This is a genomic window from Paraburkholderia phenoliruptrix, from assembly GCF_019511605.1.
GTDB lineage: Bacteria > Pseudomonadota > Gammaproteobacteria > Burkholderiales > Burkholderiaceae > Paraburkholderia > Paraburkholderia phenoliruptrix_A.
Genome location: NZ_JAEUAV010000030.1, coordinates 1 through 16,782, shown reverse-complemented (window position 1 = coordinate 16,782; position 16,782 = coordinate 1). Strand labels below are relative to the sequence as shown.

Genomic DNA, 16,782 nt, shown 5'->3' with positions numbered 1-16,782 from the left:
ACCCGAAGTGGAGCGCAGATATGCTGAGACGGATGACCGCTAAGCTCTCAATACCGGTCCCTCCAAGCCGATCAAAAGAAACGATGGCTTGCACCGACGCCTCGATGTTGCGATATGCGTGCTGAAACAACAGCTTCGAGCGCATCACACGCCGCACGGATGTTGTCGGGCCGAAGATTCGTTACGCTCAAAAGTAGGCCGTTCCTCGCGAGCTCTGTCCGCAGGTACCACGCAGACAGCGCTGACGGTGCAAGATTTTGCTTGCGCGCGGAATGAACGATTTCCAGGTCATCGACGCCATTAGGCAACTTGACAATCAACCCCAATCCCGATTCCACGACCTCCGTGAATCGCTTTCTGAGCAGTTCAACAGCGAGATGGCGGCGCTCAGCGTAGACCTTCTTCATGTGTCGGAGGTGGCGCATGAAGTGCCCATCTGCGAGAAACTCCGTTAGTGCCAGCTGTGTCGTCCTATTCGGAGCGGGTGCCATTACTGAAACTGTTTCGACAATGCGTTCGGCCAGTGCGCGCGGCGCGACGACGAAGCCGAGGCCCAGCGCGGGGCTGATTGTCTTACTGAATGCGCCGATGTGGATCACGCGTTGCGCGCCATCACCCGCAGCCAGGGCAGGCGCCGCCCGTCCGACCAACTGTAGTTCGCCCAGGTAGTCATCTTCGATGATCCAGGCATCCTTTGCTTCAGCCCATTCGAGCAGGGCACGTCTTCTCATCGGCGAGAGGGCGACGCCCAGCGGCGCATGTTGGCCGGGCGTGACCAGCGCTAACGCGGCATGCGCAGCACGAGCGATGCCTTCCTCGACACGTAATCCCTCGACATCTACGGAGATGGGGGCAACCGTAAGGCCCGCCAGCTCCAGAGCTTTCCTTCCGATCGGATAGCCCGGTTCTTCGATCCACGCGGTGCGACCGTGAACTCTGAGCGCGATCAGTGTAAGCATCAGTCCGTGACGGTATCCACTGGTCACAATAACTTGATCGGGATGGCATTGAATCTGTCGGCTGATGGCCAGGTGACTGGCAATCTGTGCGCGCAAGTCGCGCTCGCCGCGAGGGTCGGCGTAGGTCGTGTATCCGGTTGCGTCCGCACGGACAGCCCGCGCTCGCATTCGAGCCCAGACCTTGGCGGGGAATGCATCGTGAGCCGGTACGCCCATCTGGAACGGTAGTGGCGCGCTCGAATACGGTCGTGTAAAGGCATCCAGTGGCCCATCGAGCGGAATCTCGGTCGCGGTTGGCGCCGGAGGAAGTTGCGCGCAGACGCGTGTGCCGGCGGAGCCTGCGCCGACCACTAGCTTCTCGGAAGCCAGCCGCTCGTAGGCCACCAGAATCGTTCCGCGCGCGACGCCGAGCTGCGCAGCGAGATCCCTTCCAGAGGGTAACCGTCTTCCGGGTTGAAGACGGCCGTCGACAATCGCTTGCCTGAGGCTCGCGTAGATCTGCTCGCCAACGGGCGCCGCCGCAGTACGGTCTATCTCGATCGCAAGCGTGGGCATAGTCTTTGGCTCAGTCATTTCGCCAATTCTTGGGCCTGTTGTCCGTAATCTCGGGCTAGTAACGTCGCGTTATGTCATGAGTCACGCGCGAAGGGGAAGTAACCAACCCGCGACCGTGACCCAAGAGACGTTATTTTATGGCCAAACGGCAAAGGACAAAGATGACACGCTTGAACTGGAGCGAGATCGCACCGGACGGCGCAAAAGCGCTTTTCGGTGTCCATCACTATGTGACCAAAAGCACCAACCTGCCCGAGGAACTCATTCATCTCGTGTTCCTCCGTGTTTCACAGATTAACGGATGTGCCCATTGCATCGATATGCACAGTCGCGATCTTAGAAAGACCATGTCCATCGACAAGGTGACGCTGGTGCCGGTGTGGGACGAAGTCCCGCACCTGTTCTCCGATCAGGAGCGCGCCGCCTTGGCTTGGGCCGAAGAGGTGACTCTCGTCAGTGAAACGCATGCTTCAGATGAAGCCTATGCGGCGGCCTCGGCGGCGTTCTCGCCGAAGGAACTTGTCGACCTCACGATAACGATTGCCGCGATGAACGCCTTCAACCGTCTCGGCGCCCCATTCCGACTCCCGGTCGCCGCCAGGACGTGAGTTCACAGAGGCATCGGACGCCGACGCTATCCAACTAAATCCGCGCTGTGTCGTCAGGCCGCTTCTGGGCCGCGTGGAGGCAATGCCACCTGCGATCTGCTCACCGAAGACCGGCCATTGAGCGAGGGCGGACGAGGCCTCGGTCAGCCAAACTGGACGACGACCTCGACCGGCCGCTCATGGCCGGATCGAGGCAGTGTCACCCGTTATTTGCTCGCCGCGAAGCGGTCGTTGAGTAAGGGTCTGGGAGACCTCGGCTATAGAAACTGGACGACGACATCGAAGGGCAGTTTATGGCGGACGCTTGCCCGTCGTCCTGTATGCGTGCGCTACAGGATCGTATGTCGCGCATCAGGCTGTAGCCGACCATGCCCCAAAAATAAAACCGGCAAAATGATAGTTCCATCTTTCACGCGGCACAAGGTTCGATCGGTCGGCATGATGGTTCTCACGCGTCGACAACCCCGCGAACCTCGAGCGGACCGTCAGGCCAAGCCATGTCCCCGCGCATCGATCGCGGTTTTGTGGGTAAATTGCGGGTAAAAATCAACAAATTCGCTGTGCAAAGAGCCTTTACGCCCGATACCGTATAGCTTTTCACGATCCCGAGTTGGTTCTGAACAACGCCTACGCGGTCGACGTCAAAGGACTTCTGGTCGGTCGTACCCCTGCGCCATTCTCTTTTGCAGGGTCCTTCACGATCCACCCGTCAAGCATCTCAGCCCATGTCTGTAGCATTCCCCTTCGCTGCTCGGCATATTCGGCCTTGTTGTACACAGCGCGCACCCCACGCTGTTCGTGTGCGAGACATTTTTCTATCCAGTCGCTGTTGAACCCGGCTTCATGCAACTGAGTGCTCGCCGTTCTTCGCAAGTCATGAACCGAGAAGGACTCGAAATCCGGTGTCCCACTCTCACGGATCAGTCTGACCGCGCTATCAATGACACGGTTCAGCGTGGCCGCGCTGATAGGCAGCTCTAGTTCGTATCTTCCAGGGTGCAGGTACGAGCTCGCGCCAAAACACGTCTTGAAAGTAACTAGAATGTCCAGGGCCTGCTCGCTTAGATAAACGTTGTGCGGACGCCCACCTTTCATACGGTCTTTCGGAATTGTCCAGGTCGCTGCATTGAAGTCCACTTCATCCCACGTTGCCAGAATGAATTCCGACTTGCGCACCATTGTTAGAAGCATGAACTTGACGGCCAGACGCAGCGTGGGAAGCGTGGGCGTGCGCTCCAAAGCCTTGAAAAACACGTGGATTTCCGCAGGTGTCAGTGCCCGGTCCCGCGGCTTGAAGGTGGCGATAGCGGAGGGACGTATGTCTTCTGCCGGATTGGCTACCTTCAGCCCTCTCGCCTGCACAAAACGATAGACCTGAAGGACGATGTCGCGCGCCTGAACGGCAGGTGCAGCCGCGCCCCGCTCCTTAATCTTCTCACACCTCATCAGGAGTCTTGAAGATGTGATCTCTTCGAGCTTTAGACGCCCGAACTCCGCTGCGAGATTCCGGTCGTAGACCGACTTCCTCATCGCGCGGGTTGACTCCGCGAGCTTGGCTTCCAAGAAGTATTTTTCGGCCCATTTCCCGAACGTCATTGCGTCGGCCGCTTCTACGCGCTTTTCAACCTTGCTTCTGGACGGACTGGCGCCCTGCTCCACTTCCCGACGAGCACGCTCAAGTAGCAATCTTGCTTCCGCAAGACGCATCGACATGCCAAAGGAAAGTTCGTCGGCAGCGCGTGCGCCGCGTGCTGGCAGCCCGGGATCGTAGCGACCAATGACCAAGGTCTCCCGGCGACCATTCAGACGATAGTCGAAGCGAAAACTCACCGCTCCGGCCGAGGTGACCGCCACGTACAGGCCACGCTGATCCGTGACCTTGTATATCCTGCCGGTCGGTCTGAGCGCCCGCAATTCGAGGTCCGTCAGCATGCAATCCTCCATGAACTGATACCGTGTTTGATACCGTCACGCGCCGTGACGGTATCAAAATGGATCGTCTGCAGAGAAAGATGCTATACCGTCGCTCATACCGTCGGCGACGGAATGCTGCCGACGGACGGCAGCGGACCAAAATAGTCGATAAACCCTTGTTTTTGTGTGGGAAATCAGGGAATCGACGGACCTCTGCAGACCACTGCAGAGGATCCTAAATTACTCCCACTCAATCGTCGCCGGCGGCTTGCCCGAAATGTCGTACACCACCCGATTGATCCCTCGCACTTCATTGATGATCCGGTTCGACACATGCCCCAGCAGCTCGTGCGGCAGATGCGCCCAGTGCGCGGTCATGAAGTCGAGCGTCTGCACCGCGCGCAACGCGACCACGTACTCGTAAGTACGCCCGTCGCCCATCACACCGACGCTCTTCACCGGCAGAAACACCGCGAACGCCTGGCTCGTCAGGTCGTACCAGGACTTGCCGGTTTCCTTGTCGATGAACGTGCGCAGCGTTTCGATGAAAATGGCGTCCGCGCGACGCAGCAGGTCCGCAAAGTCGCGCTTCACTTCGCCGAGAATCCGCACGCCCAGACCCGGACCCGGGAACGGATGGCGATACACCATGGCCGGCGGCAAGCCGAGTTTCACGCCCAGTTCGCGCACTTCGTCCTTGAACAGTTCGCGCAGCGGCTCGAGCAGCTTGAGATTCAGCGTCTCCGGCAGGCCGCCCACGTTGTGGTGGCTCTTGATGGTCTGCGTCGCCTTCTTGCCCTTGCCCGCCGACTCGATCACGTCCGGATAGATCGTGCCTTGCGCGAGCCATTTTGCGTCGGTCAGCTTGCCGGCTTCTGTCTGGAACACTTCGACGAATTCTGCGCCGATAATCTTGCGCTTGGCTTCCGGATCGGTCACGCCTTCCAGCTTGCGCAGGAACACGTCGCTTGCGTCGACGTGAATGACCTTCACGCCCAGGTGATCCGCAAAGGTAGCCATGACCTGCTCAGCTTCGTTCAGACGCAGCAGACCATGATCGACGAATACGCACGTAAGCTGATCGCCAATCGCGCGATGCAGCAGCGCCGCCGCGACCGAAGAGTCCACGCCGCCCGACAAGCCGAGAATCACATGCTCGTTGCCGACCTGCTCGCGAATCTTCGCAACCGCCTCGTCGATGTAATGGCCCATTTCCCAGTCGGCCTTCGCGCCGCAAATCTGCAGGACGAAACGCTCGAGCATCGCGCGGCCTTGCAGCGTGTGCGTGACTTCCGGGTGCCATTGCAGGCCGTAGAAACGGCGCGCCTCGTCGGCCATCGCGGCGATCGGGCACGATTCCGTGGATGCCATCAGCGCGAAGCCCGGCGGCATTTCCAGCACCTTGTCGCCGTGGCTCATCCACACCTTCAGCATGCCGTGGCCTTCCGGCGTCGTGAAGTCGCTGATGCCTTCGAGCAGACTCGTGTGGTTGCGCGCGCGCACTTCGGCGTAACCGAACTCGCGCAAATGGCCGATGTCGACCTTGCCGCCGAGCTGCTCGGCCATTGCCTGCATGCCGTAACAGATGCCGAGCACCGGCACGCCAAGCTCGAAGACCACCTGCGGGACGCGCGGCGTGTCGGTTTCGGTGACCGAGCTCGGGCCACCGGACAGGATCACGCCCTTCGGCGCGAAGTCGCGGATAAACGAGGCATCGACGTCATACGGATGGATTTCCGAATACACGTTGGCTTCGCGAACGCGACGTGCAATCAGTTGGGTGACTTGCGAACCGAAGTCGAGAATCAGGATCTTGTCGTGCATGGCAGCGGACGATGTCAAAAGTGAGCGGATACGGAATGCCGCGCATACAGCGCGGCGTTGAATTCAAAGCGGTCCATGCGGCAACGAATGGCCGGGACTTGCAGCGGTGAAACGCGGCGGCGACTCACGAAGCCGGACGCTGCCGGCCCTACGTTCACGCCGCCTCGCACCACCACCGCGGCGGCCTGTCTGCGCCGGGCGCATGCGGACTGCGGTTGCTTCAGCAGACGAGTGGCGCGCCGCGGCTCAACCATGAAACGGGGGCCGGGGCGCATGCGGCGAGTCGGCGGCGGCATCGCGAGCGTCGTCGCGCGCCGCGGCGGCTTCTGCCCGTGCCGCCCGCTCCGACGGGCTCAGCGCTTCGCCCGTGCTTGCATGCAATGGCGCCGAGGTCGCGGGATTGACCGGCCGCGCTTGCGACGCCGTGGGCACCGCATGCGTGGCCGGAGCAGCCGTGGCAGCCGTGACGGGCGGCACGACCGGCCTGCCGGCTGAATCGACCACTGGAGCGGCAGCGGAAGCAACCGGCGGCACAATGGCCGGTTCCGTTACCGGCTCGGCGTGATACACCGGAAACCCCGCCGTAGCCGGCACGACCGGCTCCCGACGGTTCGCCTCGCGGTTTGCCGCGTTCTTCTCTGCGTCTTTGGCAGCTTGCCGGTCGGCGCGCTCGGCCGCGGCGGCTTCAGCCACACGCAGCTTTTCGCGCCGGCGCACCGCGGCCGACAAACGCACGCCGCCCAGCCCCAGCACCAGCAGCACGACACCGGTGAGCACCGCGACGATCTGCCCAAAGCCGGTCAGCGCCGGCGTGTGCAGCCCGAGCAGCCACACCAGCATCAGCACGCCGGTCAGCCAGTTCACGTGGCCGACCGTCCTTGCCACCGGCGAGGTCAGCGCGCCGTCGATTGCAGCATGCAGCGCAAGCCACGCCAGCCCGAGCAGCGCAACGCCGAACGCCTGGCCGGCCAGAGCCGGCTGCGTTTGCACCAGTTGCAGCGCGTCGTACAACGAAGTCCATGGAGTGAGCAGGAACAGCACGCCGAAGGCGAGCAGCAACAACGCATCGACGACGAGTACAGCGCGCAGCAATGGCTTCATTGGCGTTTAGTCCACGTGGTAGTTGGGCGCTTCCTTGGTGATCTGAACGTCGTGCACGTGCGACTCGCGCAAGCCCGCGCCGGTGATCTGCACGAATTCCGCCTTTTCGTTCATTTCGGCGATCGTGCGGCAGCCGCAGTAGCCCATGCTCGCGCGCACACCGCCGATCAGCTGGAACAGGATCGCGTTGACCGAGCCCTTGTAGGCCACGCGCCCTTCGATACCTTCCGGCACCAGCTTGTCGATGTTCGCCGAGTTGTCCTGGAAGTAGCGGTCCGCCGCGCCGTCCTTCATCGCGCCGACCGAGCCCATGCCGCGGTACGACTTGTACTGGCGACCCTGATACAGGAACACGTCGCCCGGCGCTTCTTCGGTGCCGGCGAACATGCTGCCCATCATCACGGCATTCGCGCCTGCGGCGAGCGCCTTGCTGACGTCACCCGAGAAACGCACGCCGCCGTCGGCGATAACCGGCACGCCGGTGCCGCGCAACGCCTCGGACACGTTCGCGATGGCCGTGACCTGCGGCACGCCGACGCCGGCAACGATACGCGTCGTGCAGATAGAGCCGGGGCCGATGCCGACCTTCACGCCGTCTGCGCCGTATTCGACGAGTGCCCTTGCCGCCGCCGCGGTGGCGATGTTGCCGCCGATCACCTCGACATGCGGGAAGTTCTGCTTGACCCAGCGCACGCGCTCGAGCACGCCCTTGCTGTGGCCGTGCGCGGTGTCGACCACGATCACGTCCACGCCCGCCTGCACCAGCTGTTCCACGCGCTCTTCGTTGTCCGCGCCGACGCCCACTGCCGCGCCCGCGCGCAGCTTGCCGTGCTCGTCTTTACAGGCGTCCGGGTGCTCGGTCTGCTTGGTGATGTCTTTCACCGTCATCAGGCCGCGCAGCTCGAATGCGTCGTTGATGACGAGCACGCGCTCGAGGCGGTGGCTGTGCATGAGCGCCTTCGCCTCGGCGAGCGACGTGCCTTCCTTTACCGTCACGAGACGCTCGCGCGGCGTCATGATGTTGCGCACCGGCTCGTCCAGACGCTCTTCGAAGCGCAGGTCGCGGTTGGTCACGATACCGATCAGTTGCGTGCCTTCCACCACCGGGAAGCCGGAAATGCCATGCTGGTGCGACAGCGCGATCACGTCGCGCACCTTCATTTGCGGCGGCACCGTGATCGGGTCGCGCACCACGCCGGACTCGAAACGCTTGACCTTGGCAACTTCACGCGCCTGCTCGGCAACCGTCAGGTTCTTGTGGATGATGCCGACGCCGCCCATTTGCGCCATTGCAATGGCGAGGCGGGCTTCGGTGACGGTGTCCATGGCGGCGGACACGAGCGGCATATTCAGGGAGATGTTGCGGGTCAGCCGGGTCTTGAGGCTGGTGTCGCGCGGCAAAACATCGGAGAAGGCCGGGACGAGAAGCACGTCATCGAACGTGAGTGCTGTTTGGATCAGACGCATGGCAAATCCTATAGGCGCAAAAGCGAATTATACGCGATACCTCCCCGCTTTTCACTGCGCGAACAGCAGCTTAGCGAATTTCGGGCGCTTTTTTTCGTGGCTTGCCACCCGTCGATTTCGCTTCGCGGTTCGCCTTGCGTTCGATCGCGTTTCGTTTGCTCGGGCCCGAATGCAGGATCAAACAAGACGCCCGCGCCCCCGACCGGCTACGCTGCGCACCATTCCCGTTTTTCTCGCAGGAGCAGTCGATGCAGCGCGGTGTGGCATATGGCGTCATCGCCGGAGCCCTTTGGGGTATGGTTTTTCTGGTTCCGCGGGTGTTGCCGGACTTTTCGCCGCTGTTGCTGTCCGCCGGCCGCTACACCATGTACGGCGTGGTTTCTTTGGCGGCCGCCCTGCCTGTGGCGCGCTCGCTCGTCAAGCGGCTCACGCGCGAAGACCTCGTCGCGCTCGTCAAGCTCGCGCTGGCCGGCAATCTTCTGTATTACCTGCTGCTGACCGCGGCGGTCCATCTGGTCGGCATCGCGCCGGCCTCGCTGATTGTCGGCGTGCTGCCCGTCACCGTCACGCTCATGGGCCGCGGCGATCGCGGCGCGGTGCCGCTCGCCCGCCTCGCGTGGCCGCTAGCCATGGTGATGGCGGGCATTGGCTGTATCAATATCGACGTGTTTACTGCCGCAGAGGCCGTTTCCGCGAGCGTCGCCACCCGCCTCGTCGGCCTTGCCTGCGCCGTCGGCGCACTCGGCTGCTGGACCTGGTTTGCGGTTGAAAACACACGCTATCTGCAACGGCAGACCCATTTCAGCGCCAACGAGTGGTCGGTGCTGTGGGGCGTCGTGACGGGCATGCTCGGCGCGGCGCTCTGGCTGGTCACTGCCGCGCTGCCGCCCGGCAGCCCGCAGGGCGAACTTGCAGCAAGCCGCTGGCACAGTTTCTGGCTGCTGAATCTGGGGCTTGCAATTGGCGCGTCATGGCTTGGCAACAGCCTGTGGAATGCTGCCTCCAAGCGGCTGCCGCTTACGCTTTCGGGGCAGCTGATCGTGTTCGAAACGCTGTTCGCGCTGCTCTACGCGTTCATCTACGACGCGCGTCTGCCGCGGCCGCTGGAAATTGCGGCAATTCTGTTGCTGGTGGGCGGTGTCTGCTGGTCGGTGCGCCAGCATGCGGACGACGATGCCGGCGGCACGGCACGCGTCAGAGAAAAGGCGCAGGGATCGGCGCCGTAAGGCGAGCCACGCCGCCGTAACGAGGCCACTCGCGGCCAGCAGCGAGCGCCCCGGCCGAACACCGGCGCCGGCGAACCGCTAGCGCGAGTCCTTGTTCAGCCAGCGGCGCCCTTCGATCGAGCCCGCCTTGCGGCTTTTCTCGACACGACGCTGCCGCGACACCTTCGGGTCCACCAGCAGCGGCCGGTAAATCTCGACGCGGTCGTGGTCGGCGAGCACGGTGTCGAGCGGCTTCAGCTTGCCGAAAACGCCCACTTTTTGCGTACCCAAGTCGATTTGAGGGTAACGCGCCAGAATGCCGCTCGCCTCGATGGCCTGCGCGAGCGTGGCGCCCGCCGGCAATTCGACGGTGATGAGAGCCTGCTCGCTCGCGAGCGCATAGCAGACCTGGACCGACAGACGCGCGCTCATGCCTTGCCGTAGCGCTGATCCGCGCGCTTGACGAAAGATTCGACGAAAGTATTGGCAATGTGATTGAACACCGGCCCAATGATCTTCTCGAGCAGGATGTTGGTGAACTCGTAGTGCAGCGCGAACTCTATCTTGCAGGCGTCGGCGCGCAACGGCGTGAAGCGCCAGAAACCGGTGAACTTGCGAAACGGCCCGTCTGCGAATTCCATGTCGATGCGCGTGGGCCGCTCCATGCTGTTGCGCGTCGCAAAGTGCTGCTTGATGCCCTTGAAGTTGATGTCGATCTTCGCCTCCATGCTGGTTTCGTCCCGATGACGAATCTCCACTCCGCCGCACCAGGGCAGGAAGTTCGGGTAATCGGCGACATCGGTGACGAGGTCGAACATCTGTTCCGCCGAATGGCGAATCAACACGGTTTTCTGGACATCTGCCATAAATTGAACAGCGCGTGGCAAGGGTGGACGGGCGCCGCGGGCTTTCCTTGCCCCGCTTTGCTAAAATCGTGATTTTAAACGAGTTGGGCACTTTCCATTCATGAGCATCATCGACAACAGAAAAGCGTTCTTCGATTACTCGATCGAAGAACGCTATGAGGCAGGACTCGTGCTCGAAGGATGGGAGGTCAAGGCGCTGCGCGCCGGGCGCGGCCAGATCAAGGAAGGCTACGTCGTGATCAAGAACGGCGAGCTGTTTCTGATCGGCACGCACATCAGCCCGCTGCCCGAAGCCTCGACCCACATCAAGCCCGACCCGGTCCGCACGCGCAAGCTCCTTTTGCATAGCGAAGAAATCAGCAAGCTGATCGGCAAGGTCGAGCAGCGCGGCTACACGCTCGTGCCGCTGAACTTTCACTACAAAGGCGGCCGCGTCAAATGCGAGATCGGGCTCGCCAAGGGCAAGAAGCTGCATGACAAACGCGAAACCGAGAAAAAGCGCGACTGGGAGCGCGAAAAGGCGCGCTTGATGCGCTCGCCTACCTGATAATCGAACCTGGCTGTGGGGGTGCAAGGCAGGCGGCGCGTGCTGTTTCGTGGGCCTTCTTGTGTGGCTGTTTGTGTGCCTGTTTATGCGGCTGTTTGTGTGCCTGTTTGTGCGCGTATTTGCGTGCTTATGCCGCACCTGGTCCGAGCGCCTGAGCGCTGCTTGTGCTGCTTGCGCTGCTTCACAACCCGCATCGAAAAAGGCCCGCACTTCAACCATGCGGGCCATTCTTTTTGTTAGGGCCGGGCAAGCTGCGTCGCGGCGCAAACGCTTAGAGGCTGCCGGGCAGGCGCGGGGAACCACTACGCAAACGGCGCAGACGCCGCACGCACAAGCGCTCAGCGCGCGTCAGGCACGCCCTTGCCCTTGTTCACGATGGCCAGCGCCGATGCGATCATCGAACTCATATCCGCGAGATTGCCTGGCACGATCAGCGTCGTGCCCTGCTTGGCCAGATTGCCGAACGCATTCACATATTGCTCGGCCACCTTCAGATTGACCGCCTCCATGCCGCCGTTCGACTGGATCGCAGCGGCAATCTTCTGAATGGCCTGCGAATTCGCGTCGGCAACCGCAAGAATCGCAGCGGCCTGACCTTGCGCCTGATTGATCGCCGCCTGCCGCTCGCCTTCGGACTTCTGGATTGCCGCCTCCCGCCCGCCGGACGCAATGTTGATCTGCTCCTGCTTGCGCCCTTCCGAAGCGGCGATCAACGCACGCTTCTCACGCTCGGCGGTAATTTGCGCCTGCATCGCGTGAAGGATTTCCTTGGGCGGCGTCAGATCTTTTATCTCGTAACGCAGGACTTTGACGCCCCAGTTGGCGGCCGCTTCGTCGAGCGCGGACACGATGCTGTGGTTGATGAAGTCGCGCTCCTCGAAGGTCTTGTCGAGCTCGAGCTTGCCGATCACCGAGCGCAGCGTGGTCTGCGACAACTGCGTGATTGCGAACACGAAGTTGCTCGATCCATACGACGCCTTCATCGGATCCGTGACCTGGAAATACAGTACGCCGTCCACCTGCAACTGCGTGTTGTCGCGCGTGATGCAAACCTGGCTCGGCACTTCGAGCGGAATTTCCTTGAGGATGTGCTTGTACGCGATACGGTCGACGAACGGGAACACGAAGCTCAGGCCCGGCGTGAGCGTGCGGTGATAGCGGCCCAGCCGCTCCAGCACCCACGCATGCTGCTGCGGCACGATCTTGATGGTCTGCGCCGCCAGCAGGATGACGATGACAAGCAGCATCGCCCCGACAATGGTCGAATCCATTTACGCCCTCCAACCTTTAGTTCGTTTAATTAAATTGGCGAATTTGCGACGCTCAGAGCGGTCTGGCGTGGTGTCTCGCTGTCTGCTTTGCCGCGACGACAAGACAACTGCCGCGCAACTCCGTGATCTCGTAGACCTGCGCGTCTTCGGGCTCGCCAGGCGCGAGTTCCACGTCCCATTGCGCGCCGCGATAGTTGACGCGCGCGCGGCGCTGGTCCCATGCCGGCACCGTCAGCGTCTGCCCGATGTCCAGATTGACGTCGGGATTCTTCGACGCCTCCTTGCGCGGCCTGCGGCCAAAGCGCGAACGCCTCAACAGGAGCACGGCCGCCAGCGCGACCACCGCGGCGACGGCGAACTGCACGTCGGCCGTAGCGCCCGCGATGTGCGCAATGGCCGCCGCCACGCAACCCAGCGCGATCATCAGCAGATAGAACGTGCCGCTGAGCAATTCCAGCACGACCAGCACGCCCGCTGCTACCCACCAGAACAATCCACCTGGCGCCACGTCGACCTCCACAAAGCAAAACACCCCGGATCTACCGGGGTGTTTATAGCACGAAGCGCAGCCGAAAAACCGGCAGTGGAAGGCGCCGGTCCGCACGCCTTCATATGCCTTTGATCTGCCGCACTTTGGTTATGCGTGCCGCTTGGGACGCGGCACGCACTGCGCTTACTTCGTCGACGATTTCGCCAGTTGCTGCCACGTCTCGATGATCGTGTCAGGGTTCAGCGAGATCGACTTGATGCCTTCGTCGGTCAGCCATTGCGCGAAATCCGGATGGTCCGACGGACCCTGACCGCAAATACCGACATACTTGTTCAGGCGCAGGCACGTTTCGATTGCGCGCTTGAGCATGAACTTGACCGCCGGATCGCGCTCGTCGAAATCGACTGCGAGCAGTTCCATGCCCGAGTCGCGGTCGAGGCCGAGCGTGAGCTGCGTCAGGTCGTTCGAACCGATCGAAAAGCCGTCGAAGTATTGCAGGAACTCTTCGGCGAGAATCGCGTTCGACGGCACTTCGCACATCATGATGAGACGCAGGCCGTGCTCGCCGCGCTTCAGGCCGAACTTCTCCAGCAGCCCGACCACGCGCTCCGCCTGCTTGAGCGTGCGCACGAACGGCACCATGATCTCGACGTTGTCGAGGCCCATCTCTTCGCGCACTTTCTTCAGCGCGACGCATTCCATCTGGAACGCCTCGGCGAAGTCTTCGGCGATGTAGCGCGACGCGCCGCGGAAGCCGAGCATCGGGTTTTCTTCGTCCGGCTCGTAGCGCGAACCGCCGATCAGCTTCTTGTACTCGTTCGACTTGAAGTCCGACAGACGCACGATCACGGGCTTCGGATAGAACGCCGCGGCAATCGTGGCAATGCCTTCGGTCAGCTTGTCGACGTAGAACGCGCGCGGCGAGGCATGACCGCGAGCGACGCTTTCCACGGCTTTCTTCAGGTCCTGGTCGACGTTCGGATACTCGAGAATCGCCTTCGGGTGAACGCCGATGTTGTTGTTGATGATGAACTCGAGACGCGCGAGACCCACGCCTGCGTTCGGCAGTTGCGAGAAGTCGAAAGCCAGTTGCGGGTTGCCGACGTTCATCATGATCTTCACCGGAATCGGCGGCAGTTCGCCGCGCTGCACTTCGGTGATTTCCGTTTCGAGCAGACCGTCGTAGATCTTGCCCTCGTCGCCTTCCGCGCACGACACCGTGACGAGCGCGCCGTCCTTCAGCACGTCCGTCGCGTCGCCGCAGCCGACCACGGCCGGCACGCCCAGTTCACGCGCGATGATCGCGGCGTGGCAGGTACGGCCGCCACGATTCGTGACGATTGCGGACGCGCGCTTCATCACCGGTTCCCAGTTCGGGTCGGTCATGTCGGCGACCAGCACGTCACCCGGCTGCACGCGGTCCATTTCCGACGGATCGTGAATCACGCGCACGGGGCCGGCGCCGATCTTCTGGCCGATCGCGCGACCGGTGGCGAGCACGTTCGACTGGCCCTTGAGCTTGAAGCGCTGCTCGGCTTTGCCGGTAGCCTGGCTCTTCACCGTTTCCGGACGCGCCTGGAGGATGAAGATCTTGCCGTCGCGGCCGTCCTTGCCCCACTCGATGTCCATCGGACGCTCGTAGTGCTTTTCGATGATGACCGCGTATTTGGCGAGCTCGATCACGTCTGCGTCCGTAATCGAGAAACGGTTGCGCTGTTCGTGCGGCACGTCGACGGTCTTCACGCGGCCTTCTTCGCCGGCCTTCGTGAACTCCATCTTGATGAGCTTGGAGCCGATCGAGCGGCGGATGATCGGGTACTTGCCCTGCGCGAGCGTGGTCTTGTAGACGTAGAACTCGTCCGGATTCACCGCGCCCTGCACGACGGTTTCGCCCAGACCATAGCTCGACGTGATGAAGACGGCGTCCTTGAAGCCCGATTCGGTGTCCAGCGTGAACATGACGCCGGCTGCGCCCACGTCCGAGCGCACCATGCGCTGCACGCCCGCCGACAACGCGACTTCAGCATGCGTGAAGCCTTTGTGGACGCGATAGGAAATGGCGCGGTCGTTGTAGAGCGACGCGAACACGTGCTTCATGCGGTCGAGCACGTCTTCGATGCCGACCACGTTGAGGTAGCTTTCCTGCTGGCCCGCGAACGATGCGTCCGGCAGGTCTTCCGCCGTGGCCGACGAACGCACGGCGAACGACAGCTCTTCAGGCGAGCTGTTCTGCAACGCGTCGAAGGCCGCGCGAATGTCCGCCTCGAGCTTGGGCTGCAGCGGCGCCTCGACGATCCACCGACGGATCTCCTTGCCCGCTTCGGCAAGCGCCTTCACGTCGTCGACGTCGAGCGTCTCGAGACGTTGGGCGATGCGTTCGGTCAGGTTGTTGTGATGCAGGAAGTCGCGGAAAGCCAGTGCCGTCGTGGCGAAACCGGTCGGCACGCGCACGCCCGCTTCGGCGAGCTGACTGATCATCTCGCCAAGCGACGCGTTCTTGCCGCCGACAATTTCCACATCGGTCATCCGCAACTGCTCGAACGGTACTACATACGCCTTATCCTTTGCGACGGTAACTGCGTTAGTCATACAAGCCCCTAAGTGTGAAAGAAATTCACGGCTGTGCAAGTGGGCTCGAACGCGCGGCGCTCATTGGAAGCGTGATCGCGCGTCTTGCACAACCTGTTGGAGAAGCAATCGCCTGCTTGCGACGCGTGCGCGACCGGGCGACACGCGAGGCCGTACCCAAAGTGCGACGAAGCAGACGAATGAACGGATTTAGCGGCGATTGCACCGCTTTCTGCTCAGTTTGACGCCGGATAACATCGCGATGAACGACCGTTCGCGGTAAGTTAGACGCCAATCGCCTGCAATTGCTTATCCAACAGGTTGCCGCTATTCTACCGTGCTGACTCTCCAAATGTGACTGTCGGACGAGAAATGCGCCTCGAATCGCGCCCGAACGTGCCTTGGCGCTCTTTCAATGCCGTCAGAGAGTCCCCGGCCCGTGCTGGTGCAGTAGCGGTGCCCAAGGCGCGCTGCATTGACGCCGCCCGCGGCAACCCATCGCCGCGCAGCGAGGTCGAAGCAGCCATGTTCCATTCGAGCGCTTTTTGCCGCTCACGTTCCCTGCCCCACTGATGCCGCCCACCGTATTCATCGTCTCCGACGGTACCGGGATCACTGCCGAAACCTTCGCGCATTCGATCCTCTCCCAGTTCGACCAGAAATTCCGCCTGGTTCGCGTGCCTTTTGTCGACTCGACCGAAAAGGCTTACGCCACGCTAGAAAAGATCAATGAAGCGATCCAGCAGGACGGGCGCCGTCCAATCGTCTTCACGACGCTTGTCGACAGTGCGTCGAATCAGATCGTCAAGGGCTCGAATGCGCTCGTGCTCGACATGTTTCAGACCTTCGTCGAGCCGCTCGAACAGGAACTGGAACTGAAGTCGAGCCACGCGATGGGACGCGGCCACCAGAATGCGGATACCGAGGAGTACAAGAACCGGATTGAAGCGATCAACTTCTCGCTCGCGCACGACGACGGCCAGTCAAATCGCAATCTCGCGGATGCCGACGTGATCCTCGTGGGGGTGTCGCGCAGCGGCAAGACGCCGACCAGTCTCTACCTCGCGATGCAATACGGCGTGAAAGCGGCGAACTATCCGCTGATTCCGGAAGACTTCGAGCGCGGCAAGCTGCCCACGCCGCTATTGGCGCACAGGCAAAAAATGTTCGGCCTTTCGATCGATCCGCAGCGGCTTTCGGAAATCCGCAACGAGCGCCGGCCCGGCAGCAAGTATGCGGCGCCGGAAAACTGCCGCTACGAGATCAATGAAGCCGAAGCGATGATGCGTCGCGAAGGGATCAAGTGGCTGTCGTCCACGCACAAGTCGATCGAGGAGATCGCGACCACGATCCTGCAGGAAATCAAGCTGGATCGGCCGTCTTATTGAGCGGCGTGGGGGCCGGGGG

At 61.9% G+C, this 16,782-nt stretch carries 14 protein-coding genes; 4 read left to right on the top strand and 10 right to left on the bottom strand.

The window, feature by feature from the left end; all coding sequences use genetic code 11:
* Positions 1-71: 71 nt before the first annotated feature.
* On the bottom strand, positions 72-1,514 hold the full coding sequence (locus tag JNB89_RS27000; protein ID WP_045552386.1) for a PLP-dependent aminotransferase family protein: 1,443 nt from the start codon (positions 1,512-1,514) through the stop codon (positions 72-74).
* Between the two features lie 161 nt (positions 1,515-1,675).
* On the opposite strand from JNB89_RS27000, the gene JNB89_RS26995 reads away from it, so the two are divergent.
* Complete coding sequence (locus tag JNB89_RS26995; protein ID WP_035976122.1) at positions 1,676-2,122, top strand: carboxymuconolactone decarboxylase family protein; 447 nt, start codon at positions 1,676-1,678, stop codon at positions 2,120-2,122.
* A 627-nt stretch (positions 2,123-2,749) separates the two neighbouring features.
* Here JNB89_RS26995 and JNB89_RS26990 read toward each other — a convergent pair.
* From JNB89_RS26990 to guaB, 4 genes are all read right to left on the bottom strand, one after another.
* Positions 2,750-4,054 (bottom strand): tyrosine-type recombinase/integrase, encoded by a 1,305-nt coding sequence (locus JNB89_RS26990; protein ID WP_220364226.1) that lies wholly within the window; start codon positions 4,052-4,054, stop codon positions 2,750-2,752.
* Between the two features lie 222 nt (positions 4,055-4,276).
* A complete protein-coding gene (guaA, locus tag JNB89_RS26985; RefSeq protein ID WP_013338906.1) occupies positions 4,277-5,860 on the bottom strand; it encodes a glutamine-hydrolyzing GMP synthase in 1,584 nt (527 codons plus the stop codon).
* Positions 5,861-6,106: 246 nt separating this feature from the next.
* Positions 6,107-6,961 (bottom strand): hypothetical protein, encoded by an 855-nt coding sequence (locus JNB89_RS26980; protein WP_220364225.1) that lies wholly within the window; start codon positions 6,959-6,961, stop codon positions 6,107-6,109.
* A gap of 6 nt (positions 6,962-6,967) precedes the next feature.
* Positions 6,968-8,428: an IMP dehydrogenase gene (guaB, locus tag JNB89_RS26975; RefSeq protein WP_013338904.1), complete on the bottom strand. Its 1,461-nt coding sequence runs from the start codon at positions 8,426-8,428 to the stop codon at positions 6,968-6,970.
* Positions 8,429-8,676: 248 nt separating this feature from the next.
* Between guaB and JNB89_RS26970 the strand changes: the two genes are divergently transcribed.
* Positions 8,677-9,654, top strand: a complete 978-nt coding sequence (locus JNB89_RS26970; RefSeq protein ID WP_220364224.1) for a DMT family transporter — start codon at positions 8,677-8,679, stop codon at positions 9,652-9,654.
* Between the two features lie 78 nt (positions 9,655-9,732).
* Here JNB89_RS26970 and JNB89_RS26965 read toward each other — a convergent pair whose 3' ends face one another.
* A complete protein-coding gene (locus tag JNB89_RS26965; RefSeq protein WP_220364223.1) occupies positions 9,733-10,065 on the bottom strand; it encodes an RnfH family protein in 333 nt (110 codons plus the stop codon).
* Positions 10,062-10,499 (bottom strand): type II toxin-antitoxin system RatA family toxin, encoded by a 438-nt coding sequence (locus JNB89_RS26960; RefSeq protein WP_013338901.1) that lies wholly within the window; start codon positions 10,497-10,499, stop codon positions 10,062-10,064. Before JNB89_RS26960 ends, JNB89_RS26965 begins: the two co-directional genes overlap by 4 nt.
* Positions 10,500-10,599: 100 nt before the next feature.
* On the opposite strand from JNB89_RS26960, the gene smpB reads away from it, so the two are divergent.
* Positions 10,600-11,046 carry an SsrA-binding protein SmpB gene (smpB, locus tag JNB89_RS26955; RefSeq protein WP_013338900.1) on the top strand — a complete coding sequence of 149 codons (447 nt, stop codon included), beginning with the start codon at positions 10,600-10,602 and terminating at the stop codon, positions 11,044-11,046.
* A 338-nt stretch (positions 11,047-11,384) separates the two neighbouring features.
* On the opposite strand, the gene JNB89_RS26950 is transcribed toward smpB, so the two are convergent.
* The 3 genes from JNB89_RS26950 to ppsA form a co-directional block, all read right to left on the bottom strand.
* Positions 11,385-12,317, bottom strand: a complete 933-nt coding sequence (locus JNB89_RS26950) for an SPFH domain-containing protein (protein WP_220364222.1) — start codon at positions 12,315-12,317, stop codon at positions 11,385-11,387.
* A gap of 52 nt (positions 12,318-12,369) precedes the next feature.
* Complete coding sequence (locus JNB89_RS26945; RefSeq protein ID WP_220364221.1) at positions 12,370-12,825, bottom strand: NfeD family protein; 456 nt, start codon at positions 12,823-12,825, stop codon at positions 12,370-12,372.
* A gap of 165 nt (positions 12,826-12,990) precedes the next feature.
* Entirely contained in the window at positions 12,991-15,396 is a 2,406-nt protein-coding gene (ppsA, locus tag JNB89_RS26940) for a phosphoenolpyruvate synthase (RefSeq protein ID WP_013338897.1), read from the bottom strand.
* Positions 15,397-15,947: 551 nt separating this feature from the next.
* On the opposite strand from ppsA, the gene ppsR reads away from it, so the two are divergent.
* Complete coding sequence (gene ppsR / locus JNB89_RS26935; RefSeq protein WP_013338896.1) at positions 15,948-16,763, top strand: posphoenolpyruvate synthetase regulatory kinase/phosphorylase PpsR; 816 nt, start codon at positions 15,948-15,950, stop codon at positions 16,761-16,763.
* Positions 16,764-16,782: the final 19 nt, after the last annotated feature.